This window comes from Citrobacter sp. CK194, from assembly GCF_030333395.1.
Lineage (GTDB): Bacteria > Pseudomonadota > Gammaproteobacteria > Enterobacterales > Enterobacteriaceae > Citrobacter_B > Citrobacter_B koseri.
The window spans coordinates 1-18,663 of sequence record NZ_JAOWGA010000015.1 but is presented as its reverse complement, the minus strand read 5'-3'; the positions used below and the strand labels follow the sequence as shown (position 1 = coordinate 18,663).

The window sequence follows — 18,663 nt, the reverse complement described above, 5'->3', positions numbered from 1 at the left end:
ATGTTATGGAAAAAATCACATTGACCGTGCCAGCCAGCCGCGCGTTACGCGGCAGGGCGCTGGCAGGGGTTGTCGGCTCCGGGGATATGGAGGTGTTATTCACCGCCGACCAGGGCCAGACGTTAACCATTGATATCACCACTTCCGTCGATAACAGCCGCAGCCGCTGGGAAGCGCTGTTTACCCGTCTGCAAACGGTCAGCAGCCTGCCGGCAGGCAAACTGACCATCCACGACTTCGGCGCGACGCCGGGCGTAGCGCGCATTCGTATCGAACAGGTATTTGAAGAGGTGAGCTATGCGTGATGACCGCAGTTTTATCGAATTAAAAGCGCGTCAGCGCGCCCATGCGCTGCTGGATGAAGACAGCTACCGCGAACTGCTCGACCCGTTTGAAGGCGTGATGTCGCCGTGGCTGGGCGCGCAGGGCATCGTGCCGCAGGCCGATGACGGCATGGTCGTGGCGAAAGGCACTATTAACGGCAAACCAGCGGTGGTTGTGGCGATTGAGGGCGCATTCCAGGGCGGCAGCATGGGCGAAGTGTCCGGCGCTAAAATGGCGGCGGCGCTGGAGCTGGCGGCGGAAGATAACCGTAACGGTATTCCGACGCAGGCGGTGTTGAGCCTGGAAACCGGTGGCGTGCGTTTGCAGGAAGCCAACCTCGGCCTGGCGGCGATTGCCGACATCCACGCGGCGATTGTTGACCTGCGTCGTTATACCCCGGTGGTCGGCATTGTGGCCGGGACTGTCGGCTGCTTCGGCGGGATGTCTATCGCCGCTGCGCTGTGTAGCTATCTGATTGTCACCCGCGAAGCGCGTCTGGGTCTGAACGGCCCGCAGGTTATCGAACAGGAAGCCGGGATTGAAGAATATGACTCCCGTGACCGCCCGTTTATCTGGAGCATGACCGGTGGCGAAGTGCGCTATCAAAGCGGGCTGGTGGATGCGCTGGTTGGCGATGGCGTCAACGCGGTGAAAGCGGCGATGAACGATGCGCTGGCGAAAGGCGTTCCGGCAAAACACCGCACCGATAACTACGACGATTATCTGAACCGTCTGAGCCAGTTCGACACCCGCAAACAGGCCGATTCAGAACAGATTAACGCGCTCTTTGCCCGGGAGGTGAAATGATGAGTAACGCAATAAGTCGTGGCGAGTTATGGCTGCAAGCCCTCGTACCGAACGCCAGACGGCTCGAAGGGCTGTGCCCCTCCGTGCAGGCCGCAGACGGTGAGCTGAACGGTGAAACGGCGCGCTTTATCGCGGTAGTGCCGGATGCTAACAACCATTACCCACGCGCCGCAAAAGGCGAGGTTGGTCTGCTGGAAGGCTGGACGCTTGCAAAAGTGGTCAGCGAAACCGTGGCTGCCGATGCTGACAACGCTGTTAAGCGCCCGATCGTGGCGGTGATTGATGTGCCCAGCCAGGCCTACGGTCGCCGTGAAGAAGGCTTTGGTATTCACCAGGCGCTGGCCGGTGCGGCAGCGGCGTATGCCAATGCGCGTCTGGCGGGACATCCGGTGATTGGCCTTATCGTCGGCAAGGCGATGTCCGGCGCGTTTCTGGCGCACGGTTATCAGGCCAACCGTCTGATTGCCTTCAACGACAAAGGCGTGCTGATCCACGCGATGGGCAAAGAGTCTGCGGCACGTATCACCCTGCGTACCGTTGAGTCGCTGGAAAAACTGGCGGCCACCATTCCGCCGATGGCGTACGACATCAGTAACTACGCCACGCTGGGACTGCTCTCCAGTCTGCTGGATATCAGTAATCCAGATGCTCCTTCGGCAAACGATCTGACGTTGGTGACGGCTACTCTGCAACAGGCCATCAGCGATGCTCGTCAGGAGCCGACGCTGAAAAATCGTCTGGGTGCCGACAATCGTCGTAGTTCTGCTCTTGTACGCGAACGCATGCGGGCGAGCTGGTAAGTAAAAGAGACCTGCCAGATGCATAACCCCACGGGCGCGCCCGTTGCGTCCGTGAGGCGACCTGCATCCTGAAAATAATAATCATCGCGTCCGTGCTAACTCTTTTATTCATTACAGGTGATTTATGACTTACGTGATTGTTCATGCTCTTGCACCGATTTTTGTCATCATGTTGCTGGGGTTCTGGGCCGGGAAGGCCAAAATGGTTGATAACAAGAATGTTTCCCTGCTCAACATTTTCGTCATGGATTTTGCACTCCCCGCTGCGCTGTTTAGCGCCACGGTACAAACGCCCTGGACGGGTATTGTCGCGCAGTCGCCGCTGATTCTGGTGCTGACGCTGGCGATGTGGATCACCTACGTCGCTATCTATTTTCTGGCAACGAAGGTATTTAAAAAATCACCGCAGGATGCGGCCGTGCTGACCCTGACCGTCGCTCTGCCAAACTATGCCGCGCTTGGCCTGCCGATTCTCGGTAGCGTGCTGGGCGAAGGGCCGTCAACGTCGCTCTCCGTCGCGGTTTCCATCGCCTGCGGTTCTGTGCTGATGACGCCGTTCTGCCTGCTGATTCTGGAGCGTGAGAAGGCGCGTGCGGAAGGCGGCAACTCAGGTTCTACTCTGTCGATGCTGCCGGTGCTGATGTGGCGTTCAATCAAGAAACCGATCGTGATGGGGCCGCTGCTGGGGGTTATTCTCTCTGCTATCGGTATCAAGATGCCGGAGCTGGTGCTGGCGGCGATCAAACCGCTGGGCCTGTCCGCCACTGCGGCGGCGCTGTTCCTGACCGGGGTGATTCTTTCTGCGCGTAAGTTGCAGATCAACACGATGGTTATTACCTCCACCATTGCCAAGCTGCTGATTCAACCGGCGATTGCCTGGGGGATCGTGCTGATTTTCGGTCTGCATGGCTCGGTGGCGATCACCGCTATCCTGATGATTGCGCTGTCTGCCGGTTTCTTCGGCGTGGTGTTCGGTAATCGCTTCGGCGTGCAGTCGCCGGATGCAGAAGCCGTGCTGCTGCTAAGCTCGGTCCTGTGTATCCTGTCGCTGCCGTTGTTTATCTCGTTGACTTCAGGACTCTAAAGCATGAACACAACATTACGCCCCCACGATCTTATCTGGCTTAACGCGCGGAGCGCGCTGGAAGGTGTCACGGAATCCTGGGTGGATGACGTCTGGCATACCCGCCTGCCGGTGGTGGTACGGCGTGATGTTGATGCGCAGGGGCGCATTCCCGTCGGCGTTCGCGGCATAAAGCGCGACCAGCGCGCGGCGGGCTGGGCTCAACCGGACGCCATTACCCGCGTCTGTACGCCGGAATCGCTGGTTGACCCACAGACGCTGCTGCGCTCGCCCTTTATCTCGCAGCCACCGGTTCAGGTGGCTTTATTACTGACGCAACAGGCATGGCCGTGGACGTGGGGGATTACCGGCAGTACCGGTTACGCGCTGGCGACCGGGCTCCCGGTGATCCACGCCGCAAGCGATCTGGATTTGCTGATTCGCGCCCGGCAGCCGCTCTCTCGCGAGCTGCTGGAGAAATGGCGGCAGCAACTGACGGGCGGGCTTTGCCGTGCGGATACCCAGGTGGAAACGCCGCACGGCGCGTTTGCGCTGAACGAATGGCTGCGCGATGGCAAGGCGCTGTTAAAAACGTCGCAGGGGCCGCGGCTGGTCAGCGACCCGTGGCACAGGGAGGAGTAAATGAAAATCCTGTTTACCTTTCCGGGACAGGGGACGCAGCATGCAGGTATGCTGCAAAACCTTCCGGGAACGGAGTTAGCGCTGGCGCGCGAGGTGCTGGGGGCGGAGGCGAATACGCTTGATACCCCGGACGCGCTGCAACACACCCGGGCGGTACAGCTTGCTCTGCTGATTGCCGGGGTGGCGTGGGCGCGCGAGCTGGAACGTCGCGGCGTCGCGCCGGATATTGTCAGCGGCCTGTCCATCGGCGCATATCCAGCGGCGGTGATCGCCGGAGCGCTGGAGTTTACCGACGCGCTGACGCTGGTGGCCCTGCGCGGTGATTTGATGGAGCAGGCGTATCCGCACGGTTACGGCCTGACGGCGATTATGGGGCTGACCTTGCCGCAGGTGGAGTCGCTGGTTGCAGGCAGTGGAACCTTTATCGCTAACCTGAATGCGGAAACCCAGATTGTGATTGCCGGTAGCGATGAGGCGATGGCGGATGTTGCGAAGCGGGCGCTGGATAAAGGCGCGAGTAAAGCCCACCGTCTGGCGGTGAGCGTGCCGTCGCACTGCGCTCTGCTGGCGGAACCGGCACAGCGGCTGGTGGAGGCGTTCCGTCATGTGACGCTCTCCCGTCCGCGCTGTGCATACCTCAGCGGTAGTACCGGGCGCGTGCTGTGGCAGCCGGAACGTATTGCTGACGACCTGGCGATGAACATGGCGCGGACGGTGCGCTGGCAGGACGCGGCGATCTCCGCCAACGAGCGCGAGGCGCGGCTGGCGATTGAAATGCCGCCCGGCGGTGTGTTGACCTGCTTAACGCGACAGGCGGAGTGGGAAGGTGAGTCTGTTTCGCTGGAGCGCAGCGGGGTGGATGTCGCGGTGCATCTGGCAAAACGGCTTAGAGGCTAGTGCGGTTGCCCGATGGCGCTGCGCTTATCGGGCCTACGGCTCGCACCCGTTGTAGTTGTAGGCCGGATAAGGCGCGCAGCGCCGCCATCCGGCGATCAGGCGCCCGGATTAAGGCTACGCGCGTACATGCGCCCTTCGGCGGCCAGCGCCAGCAGATTAGGGTCGCGCTCGCGGTTGCGGGCGAAGACAATGGCGATGAGCTGCTGCATCTGGTACGGCTGCGACAGCTTCAGCAACTGTACGGAATTCTCGTACATCTTCTTCATGCGTCCCGGCATCAGAGTGAAACCGACACCCGCCTGCACCAGACTGAGCATCGAGAAGATGTCGTTCACACGGGTGACAATCTCTGGTTCAAACCCGGCAATATGAAAGGCTTCCTGGAAGCCCGCATAGGTGGCAAAGCCTTCCGCCAGTGAGACAAACTTCTGATCCCGGTAATCACGCAGATCGGCGGGCGAGGAGGTGTCAAGCGTCGCCGTCGCCGGTGCGGCGAGATAAATATCGTCATGAAACAGCGGCAGCACTTCCAGACTGTTGCGATCGATAGCGCTTTCCGAAATGGAGATCAGGATCGCATCCAGCATTCCGTCTTCCAGCATTCTCAGCAGCGCTTCGTTGGAGCCCATTGTCAGATCCAGTTCGAGATCCGGTCGGCGCAGTTTCATCCCCATGATCAGATGCGGGACGGTTTCCAGCGTCAGAGAGTAGAGCGTACCTACGCGCAGACGCCCCTGGCCGATCCCTGCCGTTTTGCGCGCCTCTTCCAGCCCGCGCGCCATCAACTGGCTGACCTCCTGGCAATACTCCAGCAGCGTCCACGCCGCCGGTTGCGGGATCAGATTACGTCCTTTATGCACGAACAGCGGACAGCGAACATTCTCTTCCAGCGTATGCAGCGCGCGATGAACGCTGACCCCGCTGATATCCAGCGCCTCCGCCGTCCGGGCAATATTGCCTTTCTCCATAAACGTCATGAAGATGCTTAACTTGCGAAAGGTGATATCGTTGGTTATCAGCGGATTCATCGTCATATTCCCGAAGTTAGTCGGCCAGTATCTGCTCAAGCTGTTCCTGTGCTTCCAGCCAGGCCATCTCGCACTCTTCCAGCCCGGATTTGGCGCTGGCCTGCTGTTGCAGGCATTCCGTCAGTTCCGCTTTGCGGCTCTGGTCGTACAGTTCGCTGTCGCCCAGTTTTTCTTCCGCTTGCGCCAGTTTCGCGTTCAGCTTCTCCATCTCTTTTTCCAGACGGGCGATCTCTTTACGCAGCGGCTGGGTCTGGGCACGCAGTTCGGCTTCGCGACGCTTCTGATCCTTACGCGCCTGGGCGCTGTTAGCGTTCTCTTTCGGGGCGTCATCAGGCTGGCTTTCCTGTTTCTGCACGTCGCTCAGCCACTGCTGATAGTCTTCCAGATCGCCATCGAACGGCTCGACTTTATGGTCGTGAACCAGATAGAGATCGTCGGTGGTGGAGCGTAGCAGGTGACGGTCGTGCGAGACGACCACCAGCGCGCCTTCAAATTCGATGAGCGCTTCGGTCAGCGCCTGACGCATATCGAGGTCAAGGTGGTTGGTCGGTTCATCAAGCAGCAGCAGATTAGGGCGCTGCCAGACGATCAATGCCAGCACCAGGCGCGCTTTTTCACCACCGGAGAAGCGACGGGTCTCTTCGCTGACCTTATCGCCCTGGAAGCCAAACCCGCCGAGGTAATCGCGCAGCTTCTGCTCCAGTTCCTGCGGCGCCAGTCGCGCCAGATGTTGCAGCGGCGATTCATCCGCTCGCAAATACTCCAGCTGATGCTGAGCGAAGTAACCGAGTTTAATGCCCTTCGCCAGACCGATTTCACCGCTGGCAGGCGCAAGCTCGCCCGCCAGCAGCTTGATGAGCGTTGATTTACCGGCGCCGTTGCGCCCCAGCAACCCGATGCGTGAACCGGGCACCAGATTCAGCTTAATGGAGTCCAGAATGATGCGATCGCCATACCCGGCGCTCACTTTCTCCATTTTCAGCAGCGGGTTGGGCAGGCTTTCCGGCGCGCGGAAGCTGAAGTGGAACGGGTTATCGACATGCGCGGGGGCGATAAGCTCCATACGCTCCAGCATTTTGATACGGCTCTGCGCCTGCTTCGCTTTTGTCGCTTTGGCGCGGAAACGGTCGATATAACTTTGCAGATGCGCCACGCGCTCCTGCTGGCTCTCGTACATCGCCTGCTGCTGGGCCAGCCGGGTCGCGCGCTGCACTTCAAATGCGCTGTAGTTGCCGGTGTATTCGAACAAGGTTTGCTGTTCGATATGAATGATTTTGTCTACCACCGGATCGAGGAAGTCGCGGTCGTGCGAAATCAGAATCAGAGTGCCCTGATAGCTCTTCAGCCATTTTTCCAGCCAGATAACGGCATCAAGATCGAGGTGGTTGGTCGGTTCATCGAGCAGCAGCAGGTCAGAACGGCAAATCAGCGCCTGGGCCAGGTTAAGGCGCATACGCCAGCCACCGGAGAAGTCGCTGACCGGACGTTCAAGCTGTTCGTTGCTAAAACCGAGGCCGTGGAGCAGGCTGGCGGCGCGTGAGCGCACGGTCCAGGCGTCGATGGCGTCGAGCTTGCCGTGTACGGTGGCGATGGCGTGCCCGTCGTTACGTTCGTTGGCGTCGTGCAACTGCGCTTCCAGCTGGCGGTATTCGCGGTCGCCATCAATCACGTACTCCAGCGCAGGTTGTGCAAGCGCGGGTGTTTCCTGATTCACCCACGCCAGCTGCCAGTTACCGGGAAAGGTCACGCCGCCTGCATCGGCGCTGATTTCATTTTTCAGCAATGCCAGCAGGGTAGATTTACCGCAGCCATTCTTACCCACCAGACCGACCTTCTGTCCCGGGTTGATGGTGGCGGTGGCATTGTCCAGCAAGACGCGCACGCCGCGACGAATTTGTAACGAGGAGAAAACAATCATAAGGCGCCGTATGTTCAGACTATGTTAATTTATCATTATGATAATGTAATATGCGGGCATTCTGCCGCGCCGGAGCGCAATGGTAGCCCAAAACAATAACGATACACAAAATAACCGGGAGGGGGATGATGTCCCAGCCAGCAAAGGTACTGCTGCTGTATGCCCATCCAGAATCTCAGGACTCGGTCGCGAACCGGGTGCTGCTTAAACCGGCCATGCAACTCAGTAATGTGACGGTGCACGATCTCTACGCGCACTACCCTGATTTTTTTATCGATATCGCGCATGAGCAGGCGCTATTGCGTGAACATGACGTGATTGTTTTCCAGCATCCGCTGTATACCTATAGCTGCCCGGCGCTGCTTAAAGAGTGGTTAGACCGCGTGCTCAGCCGTGGTTTCGCCAGTGGCCCAGGGGGGAACCAACTGGCGGGAAAGTACTGGCGGAGCGTGATTACCACCGGCGAGCCGGAAAGCGCGTATCGCTACGATGCGCTGAACCGCTATCCGATGACCGATGTGCTGCGACCGTTTGAGCTGACGGCGGCGATGTGCCGGATGCACTGGATGAGTCCGATTATTATCTACTGGGCCAGGCGACAAAGTGAGCAGGAACTGGCCAGCCACGCGAAAGCCTACGGCGAATGGCTGGCAAACCCTGTTCTGGCGGGAGGTCGCTAATGGAAGGTTCTGATTTATTGACGGCGGGGGTGATGTTCCTCTTCGCGGCGGTCGCTGCGGTGCCACTGGCATCGCGGCTGGGTATTGGCGCGGTACTGGGATATTTGCTGGCAGGGATTGCGATTGGCCCCTGGGGGCTGGGATTTATCAGCGACGTTGATGAAATCCTCCACTTTTCTGAGCTGGGCGTTGTCTTTCTGATGTTTATCATCGGCCTGGAACTCAACCCTTCCAAACTCTGGCAACTGCGTCGCTCTATCTTTGGCGTCGGGGCGGCTCAGGTGATGCTGAGCGCTGTCGTGCTGGCCGGGCTGCTGATGCTTACCGATTTCTCGTGGCAGGCGGCGGTGATCGGCGGGATTGGTCTGGCGATGTCATCGACCGCGATGGCGCTGCAACTGATGCGGGAAAAGGGGATGAACCGCAGCGAATCCGGCCAGTTGGGTTTTTCGGTGCTGCTGTTTCAGGATCTGGCGGTGATCCCCGCGCTGGCGCTGGTGCCGCTGCTGGCTGGCTCGGCAGATGAACATTTTGACTGGATTAAAGTCGGCATGAAGGTGCTGGCCTTTGCCGGGATGCTGATTGGCGGTCGCTATTTGCTGCGCCCGGTGTTCCGCTTTATCGCCGATTCCGGCGTGCGCGAGGTGTTTACCGCCGCCACGCTGTTGCTGGTGCTGGGGTCTGCTTTATTTATGGATGCGCTGGGGCTGTCGATGGCGCTCGGCACGTTTATCGCAGGCGTGCTGCTGGCGGAAAGCGAATACCGTCATGAGCTGGAAACGGCCATCGATCCGTTCAAAGGGCTGCTGCTGGGGTTGTTCTTTATCTCCGTGGGGATGTCGTTAAACCTTGGCGTGCTCTATACCCACCTGCTGTGGGTGGCGGTGAGCGTCATCGTGCTGGTGGCGGTGAAAACGCTGGTGCTTTATCTGCTGGCGCGTCTGTACGGGATTCGAAGTTCGGAGCGGATGCAGTTTGCGGGCGTGCTGAGTCAGGGGGGCGAGTTCGCGTTTGTGCTCTTTTCCACCGCCTCATCCCAGCGGCTGTTTCAGGGCGACCAGATGTCGCTGCTGCTGGTCACCGTCACGTTGTCGATGATGACCACGCCGCTGCTGATGAAGCTCGTTGATAAATGGCTCTCCAGACAGCTTAACGGCCCGGAAGAGGAAGATGAAAAGCCCTGGGTGGATGATGATAAACCGCAGGTGATTGTCGTGGGATTCGGGCGTTTTGGTCAGGTAATTGGCCGTTTGTTGATGGCGAATAAAATGCGCATCACCGTACTGGAGCGCGATATCAGCGCCGTTAACCTGATGCGAAAATATGGCTACAAAGTGTATTACGGCGATGCGACTCAGGTGGAGCTACTGCGTTCGGCGGGAGCGGAAGCGGCGGAGTCTATCGTCATTACCTGTAATGAACCGGAAGACACCATGAAGCTGGTAGAGATATGCCGGCAGCATTTCCCGCATTTGCATATTCTTGCGCGAGCGCGCGGACGTGTGGAAGCGCATGAGTTATTACAGGCGGGTGTCACGCAGTTTTCCCGCGAGACGTTTTCCAGCGCGCTGGAACTGGGGCGTAAGACGCTGGTGTCGTTAGGGATGCACCCACACCAGGCGCAGCGTGCGCAACTGCATTTCCGTCGGCTGGATATGCGTATGCTAAGGGAGCTTATTCCGATGCATACCGATATGGTGCAAATTTCTCGTGCCAGAGAAGCCAGACGCGAACTGGAGGAGATTTTCCAGCGAGAGATGCAGCAAGAGCGGCGCCAGCTGGATGGCTGGGATGAGTTTGAGTAGAGGATAGGTATGGCGATTCGTAAACGTTTTATTGCAGGGGCGACGTGTCCGGCCTGCCAGGCGCAGGATTCAATGGCGATGTGGCGCGAAAATAATGTCGATATTGTTGAGTGTGTTAAGTGCGGCCATCAGATGCGTGAAGCCGATAAAGCGGCCCGCGAGCACGTTCGCAAAGAAGAGCAAGTGATCGGGATTTTTCATCCAGACTAGCGATATGCCGCAGGTTTTTTTAAGCTAGTGGGTACACGGGTGCAGAATTCCGCTACAATCTGCGCCACTATTCTTCCCATGCTCAGGAGATATCATGAAAGTAGCAAAAGACCTGGTGGTCAGCCTGGCCTATCAGGTACGTACAGAAGACGGTGTGTTGGTTGATGAGTCTCCGGTGAGTGCGCCGCTGGACTACCTGCATGGTCACGGTTCCCTGATCTCTGGCCTGGAAACAGCGCTGGAAGGTCACGACGTTGGCGACAAATTCGATGTGGCTGTTGGCGCGAACGACGCTTACGGTCAGTATGACGAAAACCTGGTGCAGCGCGTGCCTAAAGACGTCTTCATGGGCGTTGACGAGTTGCAGGTTGGCATGCGTTTCCTGGCGGAAACTGACCAGGGCCCGGTACCGGTAGAAATTACCGAAGTGGAAGACGACCACGTTGTGGTTGACGGTAACCACATGCTGGCTGGCCAGAACCTGAAATTTAACGTGGAAGTTGTGGCGATCCGCGAAGCGACCGAAGAAGAACTGGCTCATGGCCACGTTCACGGCGCGCACGGTCACGACCACGACCACGGTCACGACGGTTGCTGCGGCGGCCACGGCCACGATCATGACCACGGTCATGAGCATGGCAAAGGTGGTTGTGGCGGTAACGGCGGCTGCGGTTGCCATTAATCGTCTGTAATGCCTGATGGCGTTACGCTTATCAGGGCTACAGTAGGCCGGATAAGGCGTTTACGCCGCCATCGGCACAAAAAAGCGGGAATATCCCGCTTTTTTTACGTCTCAATAATGCGGTGGCGGCGTCTCTTCGGCCTGCGAGGCGATATTCGACGGTTGGCTGGCTTTAAGCTTCTCCGTCAGCAGGCGCAGATGATCGCGTAGTTTCGCCATCTCCATCTCGTGCGCGGTCACCGTTACGTTGAGTTCTTCAATGGTGATCTCCTGAAACGCCAGACGGCTCTCCAGTTCAGCCAGGCGAGCTTCCATCGTTATATCTTGCATGATTCACCTCTCTTGTTGTCTCCGGCACTTCTTGGGTCGCGGCGGATTCTACTGAACTTTATCGGATTACACAGCACTCATTCGCCCTCTACGAAACTAATTTAAACAAAAAGAGTCTGAAAAGGGGTGATAATAGGGCGTGTCCGTATGTTGATTTGTTCTACAACGTTTTATAGTACGCTTCTCATGTAAGTTAACCTTGGGGTGAGATGCCCCGGCCCTGGAGATATGGATGAAATCACTGTTTAAAGTAACGCTGCTGGCGACCACGATGGCCGTTGCTCTGCATGCACCGCTCACTTTCGCTGCGGACGCCGCGAAACCAGCTGCAACTGCTGACAGCAAAGCCGCGTTCAAGAATGACGACCAGAAATCTGCTTATGCGCTGGGCGCTTCGCTGGGTCGTTACATGGAAAACTCCCTGAAGGAACAAGAAAAACTGGGGATCAAACTGGATAAAGATCAGCTGATCGCGGGTGTCCAGGATGCATTTGCAGACAAGAGCAAACTGTCTGACCAGGAAATCGAGCAGACCTTGCAGGCATTTGAAGCGCGCGTGAAGACCTCCGCTCAGGCGAAGATGGAAAAAGACGCCGCTGATAACGAAGCGAAAGGTAAAGTGTTCCGCGAGAAATTTGCTAAAGAGAAAGGGGCGAAAACCTCTTCAACAGGTCTGGTTTATAAAGTAGAGAAAGCCGGTACTGGCGAAGCGCCAAAAGACAGCGACACCGTTGTGGTTAACTACAAAGGTACGCTGATCGACGGTAAAGAGTTCGATAACTCCTACACCCGTGGCGAACCGCTCTCTTTCCGTCTGGACGGCGTGATCCCAGGCTGGACTGAAGGCCTGAAGAACATTAAGAAAGGCGGTAAGATTCAGATGGTTATCCCACCGGATCTGGCCTACGGTAAAACGGGCGTTCCGGGTATTCCGGCTAACTCCACGCTGGTATTCGATGTAGAGCTGCTGGACATCAAACCGGCGCCGAAAGCCGATGCGAAACCAGACGCAGCGGCCGACGCCAAATCGGCAGATGCTGCTAAAAAATAAAAACTGAGAACCGCCGCCTGTCATGGCGGCGGTTTTTTTATTGCAGGCCGGATATAATTAATACTGGAAAGCGGAACCCCCGCTGTATTAATTTAATCATCCGCGTAAATAATGAGCCTGCCCTGAAAACATAACGACAGGCTCCTGAAAAGGAGTGTTTTTTTTCATGACCAGGTCGCTTTTAACCAACGAAACCAGTGAGCTTGACTTACTGGATCAACGTCCTTTCGATCAAACCGACTTTGATATTCTGAAATCCTACGAAGCGGTGGTGGACGGGTTAGCGATGCTCATTGGTTCCCATTGTGAAATCGTATTGCACTCTTTGCAGGATTTGAAATGCTCAGCCATTCGCATTGCCAACGGTGAACACACGGGGCGCAAAATTGGCTCGCCGATCACTGACCTTGCATTGCGCATGCTGCATGATATGACGGGTGCGGATAGCAGCGTATCGAAGTGTTACTTCACACGCGCGAAAAGCGGTGTCCTGATGAAGTCAGTGACGATTGCCATTCGCAACCGCGAGCATCGCGTAATTGGTCTGCTGTGCATCAACATGAACCTTGATGTGCCGTTCTCGCAGATTATGAATACCTTTATTCCTCCGGAAACGCCGGAAGTGGGTTCCGCCGTGAACTTTGCCTCCTCGGTGGAGGATCTGGTCACTCAGACGCTGGAATTCACCATTGAAGAGGTGAATGCCGATCGCAATGTCTCTAATAACGCGAAGAATCGTCAGATTGTGCTGAATCTGTATGAGAAGGGGATCTTCGATATTAAAGATGCGATTAACCAGGTGGCTGACCGCCTGAACATCTCCAAACATACGGTCTACCTCTATATTCGTCAGTTCAAAAGCGGCGACTTCCAGGGGCAAGATAAGTAATGCGTTTTGCCATTGTGGTGACGGGGCCAGCGTACGGAACGCAGCAAGCGAGCAGCGCGTTGCAGTTTGCACATGCCTTAGTTAACGAAGGGCATGAGTTGAGCAGCGTCTTTTTCTACCGGGAAGGCGTGTATAACGCCAACCAGTTGACCTCTCCGGCCAGCGATGAATTCGACCTGGTGCGCGCATGGCAGCAGTTGGGCGCGCAGCATGGCGTCGCGTTGAATATCTGCGTTGCGGCGGCGCTACGTCGCGGCATTGTGGATGAGACCGAAGCAAAAAGGCTGGCGCTGGCATCAGCCAACTTACAGCCAGGGTTTTCGTTGAGCGGGCTTGGCGCGCTGGCGGAAGCCTCCCTGACCTGCGATCGCGTGGTGCAGTTTTGATGAAACGTATTGCTTTTGTATTTTCCACCACGCCGCACGGCAGCGCGTCGGGCCGCGAAGGACTGGATGCGTTACTGGCGACGTCGGCGCTGACGGAAGAGACTGGCGTCTTTTTTATCGGCGACGGCGTTTTTCAGATTCTTTCGGGACAAACGCCTGATGTCGTGCTGGCGCGGGATTACATCGCCACCTTCAAACTGCTGGGGCTGTACGATATCGAGCAATGCTGGCTGTGCGCCGCTTCGTTGCGTGAGCGCGGTCTGGAGACGGGGGCGAGTTTCATTGTGGATGCGACGCCGCTTGAACCTGAAGCGTTGCGCGGTGAACTGGACAATTATGATGTTATCCTGAGGTTCTGACGTGACTATCCTGCATACATTACATCGTTCCGCATGGCTCAGTGACGTTTCCGCGCTTCTTCGCGTGTGCAAAGAAGGCGATGCGCTTTTATTGCTACAGGATGGCGTTACGGCGGCCATCGAAGGTAGCCGTTTCCTTGAAAGTTTGCGTAACGCCCCCATAACGGTTTACGCACTGAAAGAAGATATCGATGCTCGCGGTTTGAGCGGTCAAATTTCAGACAGTGTCGTCAGGGTTGACTATACTGACTTCGTCAGACTTGCGGTTAAGCATCCCAGCCAGATGGCCTGGTGATTGTGGGATCGTTGTATATTTCTTGACACCTTTTCGACACCGCCCTAAAATTCGGCGTCCTCATATTGTGTGAGGCCGTTTTATTACGTGTTTACGAAGCAAAAGCTAAAACCAGGAGCTATTTAATGGCAACAGTTAACCAGCTGGTACGCAAACCACGTGCTCGCAAAGTTGCGAAAAGCAACGTGCCTGCGCTGGAAGCATGCCCGCAAAAACGTGGCGTATGTACTCGTGTATATACTACCACCCCTAAAAAACCGAACTCCGCGCTGCGTAAAGTATGCCGTGTTCGTCTGACTAACGGTTTTGAAGTGACTTCCTACATCGGTGGTGAAGGTCACAACCTGCAGGAGCACTCCGTGATCCTGATCCGTGGCGGTCGTGTAAAAGACCTCCCGGGTGTTCGTTACCACACCGTACGTGGTGCGCTTGACTGCTCCGGCGTTAAAGACCGTAAGCAAGCTCGCTCCAAGTATGGCGTGAAGCGTCCTAAGGCTTAATGGTTCTCCGTTAAGTAAGGCCAAACGTTTTAACTTAAATGTCAAACTAAACTCGTAGAGTTTTGGACAATCCTGAATTAACAACGGAGTATTTCCATGCCACGTCGTCGCGTCATTGGTCAGCGTAAAATTCTTCCGGATCCGAAGTTCGGATCAGAACTGCTGGCTAAATTTGTAAATATCCTGATGGTAGATGGTAAAAAATCTACTGCCGAAACTATCGTATACAGCGCGCTGGAGACCCTGGCTCAGCGTTCTGGTAAATCTGAACTGGAAGCTTTCGAAGTAGCTCTCGAAAACGTGCGCCCGACTGTCGAAGTTAAGTCTCGCCGCGTTGGTGGTTCTACTTATCAGGTACCAGTTGAAGTCCGTCCGGTTCGTCGTAATGCTCTGGCAATGCGTTGGATCGTTGAAGCTGCTCGTAAACGCGGTGATAAATCCATGGCTCTGCGCCTGGCGAACGAACTCACTGATGCTGCAGACAACAAAGGTACTGCAGTTAAGAAACGTGAAGACGTTCACCGTATGGCAGAAGCCAACAAGGCGTTCGCACACTACCGTTGGTAATCCCTTCGGAATTTTAGTCACCAGGCGGGCGCTTCCAGCAAGCAGCCCGCTTTGGGCTACTTAAATTGAACGCCTAGAAGATAAAACGAGGAATCAAATGGCTCGTACAACACCCATCGCACGCTACCGTAACATCGGTATCAGTGCGCACATCGACGCCGGTAAAACCACTACTACCGAACGTATTCTGTTCTACACCGGTGTAAACCATAAAATCGGTGAAGTTCATGACGGCGCAGCTACCATGGACTGGATGGAGCAGGAGCAGGAGCGTGGTATTACCATCACCTCCGCAGCGACTACTGCATTCTGGTCTGGTATGGCTAAGCAGTATGAACCGCATCGCGTAAACATCATCGACACCCCGGGGCACGTTGACTTCACTATCGAAGTAGAACGTTCCATGCGTGTTCTTGATGGTGCAGTAATGGTTTACTGCGCAGTTGGTGGTGTTCAGCCGCAGTCTGAAACCGTATGGCGTCAGGCAAACAAATATAAAGTTCCGCGCATTGCGTTCGTTAACAAAATGGACCGTATGGGTGCGAACTTCCTGAAAGTTGTTGGTCAGATCAAAAGCCGTCTGGGCGCGAACCCTGTTCCGCTGCAACTGGCGATTGGCGCTGAAGAAGCGTTCACCGGTGTTGTTGACCTGGTGAAAATGAAAGCCATCAACTGGAACGAAGCAGATGCAGGCGTTACCTTCACTTACGAAGATATCCCGGCTGACATGCAGGAACTGGCTGAAGAATGGCACCAGAACCTGATCGAGTCCGCTGCGGAAGCTTCTGAAGAGCTGATGGAAAAATACCTGGGTGGCGAAGAACTGACTGAAGAAGAGATCAAAAAAGCTCTGCGTCAGCGTGTTCTGAGCAACGAAATCATCCTGGTAACCTGTGGTTCTGCATTTAAGAACAAAGGTGTTCAGGCGATGCTGGATGCGGTAATTGATTACCTGCCATCCCCGGTTGACGTACCTGCGATCAACGGTATCCTGGACGACGGTAAAGATACTCCGGCTGAGCGTCATGCTAGCGATGATGAGCCTTTCTCTGCACTGGCATTCAAAATCGCTACCGACCCGTTCGTGGGTAACCTGACCTTCTTCCGTGTGTACTCTGGTGTGGTTAACTCTGGTGATACCGTACTGAACTCCGTGAAATCCGCACGTGAGCGTTTCGGTCGTATCGTTCAGATGCACGCTAACAAACGTGAAGAGATCAAAGAAGTTCGCGCGGGCGACATCGCTGCTGCTATCGGTCTGAAAGACGTAACTACGGGTGACACCCTGTGTGACCCGGACGCGCCGATCATTCTGGAACGTATGGAATTCCCTGAGCCGGTAATTTCCATCGCAGTAGAACCGAAAACCAAAGCTGACCAGGAAAAAATGGGTCTGGCTCTGGGCCGTCTGGCTAAAGAAGACCCGTCTTTCCGCGTATGGACTGACGAAGAATCTAACCAGACCATTATCGCCGGTATGGGTGAGCTGCACCTCGACATCATCGTTGACCGTATGAAGCGTGAATTCAACGTTGAAGCGAACGTCGGTAAACCTCAGGTTGCTTACCGCGAAGCGATTCGCTCGAAAGTTACCGATATCGAAGGTAAACACGCCAAGCAGTCTGGTGGTCGCGGTCAGTACGGTCATGTTGTTATCGACATGTACCCGCTGGAGCCGGGTTCCAACCCGAAAGGCTACGAGTTCATCAACGACATCAAGGGTGGTGTAATCCCTGGCGAATACATCCCGGCCGTTGATAAAGGTATCCAGGAGCAGCTGAAAGCAGGCCCGCTGGCTGGCTATCCGGTTGTTGACATCGGTATCCGTCTGCACTTCGGTTCTTACCATGACGTTGACTCCTCTGAACTGGCGTTTAAACTGGCTGCGTCTATTGCCTTTAAAGAAGGCTTTAAGAAAGCGAAACCTGTTCTGCTTGAGCCGATCATGAAGGTTGAGGTAGAAACGCCGGAAGAGAACACCGGTGACGTAATTGGTGACTTGAGCCGTCGTCGCGGTATGCTGCGCGGTCAGGAATCCGAAGTTACTGGCGTTAAGATCCACGCTGAAGTACCGCTGTCTGAAATGTTCGGATATGCAACTCAGCTGCGTTCTCTGACCAAAGGTCGCGCATCATACACTATGGAATTCCTGAAGTATGATGATGCACCGAGCAACGTTGCTCAGGCCGTTATTGAAGCCCGTGGTAAATAATCCACAGGATTAAAACCTAAGTCCCGTGCTCTCTCCTGAAGGGGAGAGCACTATAGTAAGGAATATAGCCGTGTCTAAAGAAAAATTTGAACGTACAAAACCGCACGTTAACGTCGGCACCATCGGCCACGTTGACCATGGTAAAACTACTCTGACTGCTGCAATCACTACCGTACTGGCTAAAACCTACGGCGGTGCTGCTCGTGCATTCGACCAGATCGATAACGCGCCGGAAGAAAAAGCTCGTGGTATCACCATCAACACTTCTCACGTTGAATACGACACCCCGACTCGCCACTACGCGCACGTAGACTGCCCGGGCCACGCCGACTATGTTAAAAACATGATCACCGGTGCTGCGCAGATGGACGGCGCGATCCTGGTTGTTGCTGCGACTGACGGCCCGATGCCGCAGACCCGTGAGCACATCCTGCTGGGTCGTCAGGTAGGCGTTCCGTACATCATCGTGTTCCTGAACAAATGCGACATGGTTGATGACGAAGAGCTGCTGGAACTGGTTGAGATGGAAGTGCGTGAACTGCTGTCTCAGTACGACTTCCCGGGCGACGACACGCCGATCGTTCGTGGTTCTGCTCTGAAAGCGCTGGAAGGCGAAGCTGAGTGGGAAGCGAAAATCATCGAACTGGCTGGCTACCTGGATTCCTACATCCCGGAACCAGAGCGTGCGATTGACAAGCCGTTCCTGCTGCCGATCGAAGACGTATTCTCCATCTCCGGTCGTGGTACCGTTGTTACCGGTCGTGTAGAGCGCGGTATCATCAAAGTGGGCGAAGAAGTTGAAATTGTTGGTATCAAAGAGACTGCGAAGTCTACCTGTACTGGCGTTGAAATGTTCCGCAAACTGCTGGACGAAGGCCGTGCTGGTGAGAACGTAGGTGTTCTGCTGCGTGGTATCAAACGTGAAGAAATCGAACGTGGTCAGGTACTGGCTAAGCCGGGCACCATCAAGCCGCACACCAAGTTCGAATCTGAAGTGTACATTCTGTCTAAAGATGAAGGCGGCCGTCATACTCCGTTCTTCAAAGGCTACCGTCCGCAGTTCTACTTCCGTACAACTGACGTGACTGGCACCATCGAACTGCCGGAAGGCGTAGAGATGGTAATGCCGGGCGACAACATCAAAATGGTTGTTACCCTGATCCACCCGATCGCGATGGACGACGGTCTGCGTTTCGCAATCCGTGAAGGCGGCCGTAC

Annotated in this window: 22 protein-coding genes; 19 read left to right on the top strand and 3 right to left on the bottom strand. The window is 55.8% G+C overall.

Going from position 1 to position 18,663, the window contains the following annotated elements:
* The first annotated feature begins 5 nt into the window (after positions 1–5).
* The 6 genes from mdcC to mdcH all read left to right on the top strand — a co-directional run bounded on the left by mdcC (position 6) and on the right by mdcH (position 4,533).
* The gene (gene mdcC, locus OGX80_RS05620) at positions 6–305 is read left to right on the top strand and encodes a malonate decarboxylase acyl carrier protein (protein WP_047460783.1); all 300 of its coding nucleotides are present in this window, start codon (positions 6–8) and stop codon (positions 303–305) included.
* Entirely contained in the window at positions 298–1,131 is an 834-nt protein-coding gene (locus OGX80_RS05615) for a biotin-independent malonate decarboxylase subunit beta (RefSeq protein ID WP_058668181.1), read from the top strand. Before mdcC ends, OGX80_RS05615 begins: the two co-directional genes overlap by 8 nt.
* Positions 1,131–1,931, top strand: a complete 801-nt coding sequence (mdcE, locus tag OGX80_RS05610; protein ID WP_071259392.1) for a biotin-independent malonate decarboxylase subunit gamma — start codon at positions 1,131–1,133, stop codon at positions 1,929–1,931. The genes OGX80_RS05615 and mdcE overlap by 1 nt, the downstream gene beginning before the upstream one ends.
* Positions 1,932–2,055: 124 nt before the next feature.
* The gene (locus OGX80_RS05605; RefSeq protein WP_115181048.1) at positions 2,056–3,015 is read left to right on the top strand and encodes an AEC family transporter; all 960 of its coding nucleotides are present in this window, start codon (positions 2,056–2,058) and stop codon (positions 3,013–3,015) included.
* A 3-nt stretch (positions 3,016–3,018) separates the two neighbouring features.
* Positions 3,019–3,636, top strand: coding sequence for a malonate decarboxylase holo-ACP synthase (locus OGX80_RS05600; protein ID WP_115181049.1), 618 nt, complete (start codon positions 3,019–3,021; stop codon positions 3,634–3,636).
* The gene (gene mdcH / locus OGX80_RS05595) at positions 3,637–4,533 is read left to right on the top strand and encodes a malonate decarboxylase subunit epsilon (protein WP_047460795.1); all 897 of its coding nucleotides are present in this window, start codon (positions 3,637–3,639) and stop codon (positions 4,531–4,533) included.
* Between the two features lie 95 nt (positions 4,534–4,628).
* Here the strand turns inward: mdcH and OGX80_RS05590 are convergent, their stop codons facing one another.
* Positions 4,629–5,561: a LysR family transcriptional regulator gene (locus tag OGX80_RS05590; protein WP_024131007.1), complete on the bottom strand. Its 933-nt coding sequence runs from the start codon at positions 5,559–5,561 to the stop codon at positions 4,629–4,631.
* 16 nt (positions 5,562–5,577) lie between these two features.
* The gene (locus OGX80_RS05585) at positions 5,578–7,479 is read right to left on the bottom strand and encodes an ABC transporter ATP-binding protein (protein WP_115181050.1); all 1,902 of its coding nucleotides are present in this window, start codon (positions 7,477–7,479) and stop codon (positions 5,578–5,580) included.
* 128 nt (positions 7,480–7,607) lie between these two features.
* Between OGX80_RS05585 and kefG the strand changes: the two genes are divergently transcribed.
* The 4 genes from kefG to slyD all read left to right on the top strand — a co-directional run bounded on the left by kefG (position 7,608) and on the right by slyD (position 10,856).
* Positions 7,608–8,159 (top strand): glutathione-regulated potassium-efflux system ancillary protein KefG, encoded by a 552-nt coding sequence (gene kefG, locus OGX80_RS05580; RefSeq protein ID WP_024131006.1) that lies wholly within the window; start codon positions 7,608–7,610, stop codon positions 8,157–8,159.
* Positions 8,159–9,964: a glutathione-regulated potassium-efflux system protein KefB gene (gene kefB / locus OGX80_RS05575; protein WP_012135445.1), complete on the top strand. Its 1,806-nt coding sequence runs from the start codon at positions 8,159–8,161 to the stop codon at positions 9,962–9,964. Before kefG ends, kefB begins: the two co-directional genes overlap by 1 nt.
* Positions 9,965–9,973: 9 nt before the next feature.
* Complete coding sequence (locus OGX80_RS05570; protein ID WP_047460809.1) at positions 9,974–10,174, top strand: YheV family putative zinc ribbon protein; 201 nt, start codon at positions 9,974–9,976, stop codon at positions 10,172–10,174.
* A 94-nt stretch (positions 10,175–10,268) separates the two neighbouring features.
* Positions 10,269–10,856, top strand: a complete 588-nt coding sequence (slyD, locus tag OGX80_RS05565; RefSeq protein ID WP_012135442.1) for a peptidylprolyl isomerase — start codon at positions 10,269–10,271, stop codon at positions 10,854–10,856.
* Positions 10,857–10,967: 111 nt separating this feature from the next.
* Here the strand turns inward: slyD and OGX80_RS05560 are convergent, their stop codons facing one another.
* A complete protein-coding gene (locus OGX80_RS05560; RefSeq protein ID WP_012135441.1) occupies positions 10,968–11,186 on the bottom strand; it encodes a protein SlyX in 219 nt (72 codons plus the stop codon).
* Positions 11,187–11,418: 232 nt separating this feature from the next.
* On the opposite strand from OGX80_RS05560, the gene fkpA reads away from it, so the two are divergent.
* From fkpA to tuf, 9 genes are all read left to right on the top strand, one after another.
* A complete protein-coding gene (gene fkpA / locus OGX80_RS05555; RefSeq protein WP_233644199.1) occupies positions 11,419–12,237 on the top strand; it encodes an FKBP-type peptidyl-prolyl cis-trans isomerase in 819 nt (272 codons plus the stop codon).
* 166 nt (positions 12,238–12,403) lie between these two features.
* The gene (locus OGX80_RS05550) at positions 12,404–13,126 is read left to right on the top strand and encodes a helix-turn-helix transcriptional regulator (RefSeq protein WP_012135439.1); all 723 of its coding nucleotides are present in this window, start codon (positions 12,404–12,406) and stop codon (positions 13,124–13,126) included.
* Entirely contained in the window at positions 13,126–13,512 is a 387-nt protein-coding gene (gene tusD, locus OGX80_RS05545; protein WP_012135438.1) for a sulfurtransferase complex subunit TusD, read from the top strand. Before OGX80_RS05550 ends, tusD begins: the two co-directional genes overlap by 1 nt.
* Complete coding sequence (gene tusC, locus OGX80_RS05540; RefSeq protein ID WP_012135437.1) at positions 13,512–13,871, top strand: sulfurtransferase complex subunit TusC; 360 nt, start codon at positions 13,512–13,514, stop codon at positions 13,869–13,871. The genes tusD and tusC overlap by 1 nt, the downstream gene beginning before the upstream one ends.
* A gap of 7 nt (positions 13,872–13,878) precedes the next feature.
* Positions 13,879–14,166 carry a sulfurtransferase complex subunit TusB gene (gene tusB / locus OGX80_RS05535; protein WP_024131005.1) on the top strand — a complete coding sequence of 96 codons (288 nt, stop codon included), beginning with the start codon at positions 13,879–13,881 and terminating at the stop codon, positions 14,164–14,166.
* A 125-nt stretch (positions 14,167–14,291) separates the two neighbouring features.
* Positions 14,292–14,666: a 30S ribosomal protein S12 gene (rpsL, locus tag OGX80_RS05530; RefSeq protein WP_000246815.1), complete on the top strand. Its 375-nt coding sequence runs from the start codon at positions 14,292–14,294 to the stop codon at positions 14,664–14,666.
* Between the two features lie 96 nt (positions 14,667–14,762).
* Positions 14,763–15,233, top strand: coding sequence for a 30S ribosomal protein S7 (rpsG, locus tag OGX80_RS05525; protein WP_002920113.1), 471 nt, complete (start codon positions 14,763–14,765; stop codon positions 15,231–15,233).
* A gap of 97 nt (positions 15,234–15,330) precedes the next feature.
* Complete coding sequence (gene fusA / locus OGX80_RS05520; protein WP_012135435.1) at positions 15,331–17,445, top strand: elongation factor G; 2,115 nt, start codon at positions 15,331–15,333, stop codon at positions 17,443–17,445.
* A 70-nt stretch (positions 17,446–17,515) separates the two neighbouring features.
* Positions 17,516–18,663, top strand: a 1,148-nt coding sequence (gene tuf, locus OGX80_RS05515) for an elongation factor Tu (RefSeq protein ID WP_275149288.1), incomplete at its 3' end; no start/stop codon positions are given.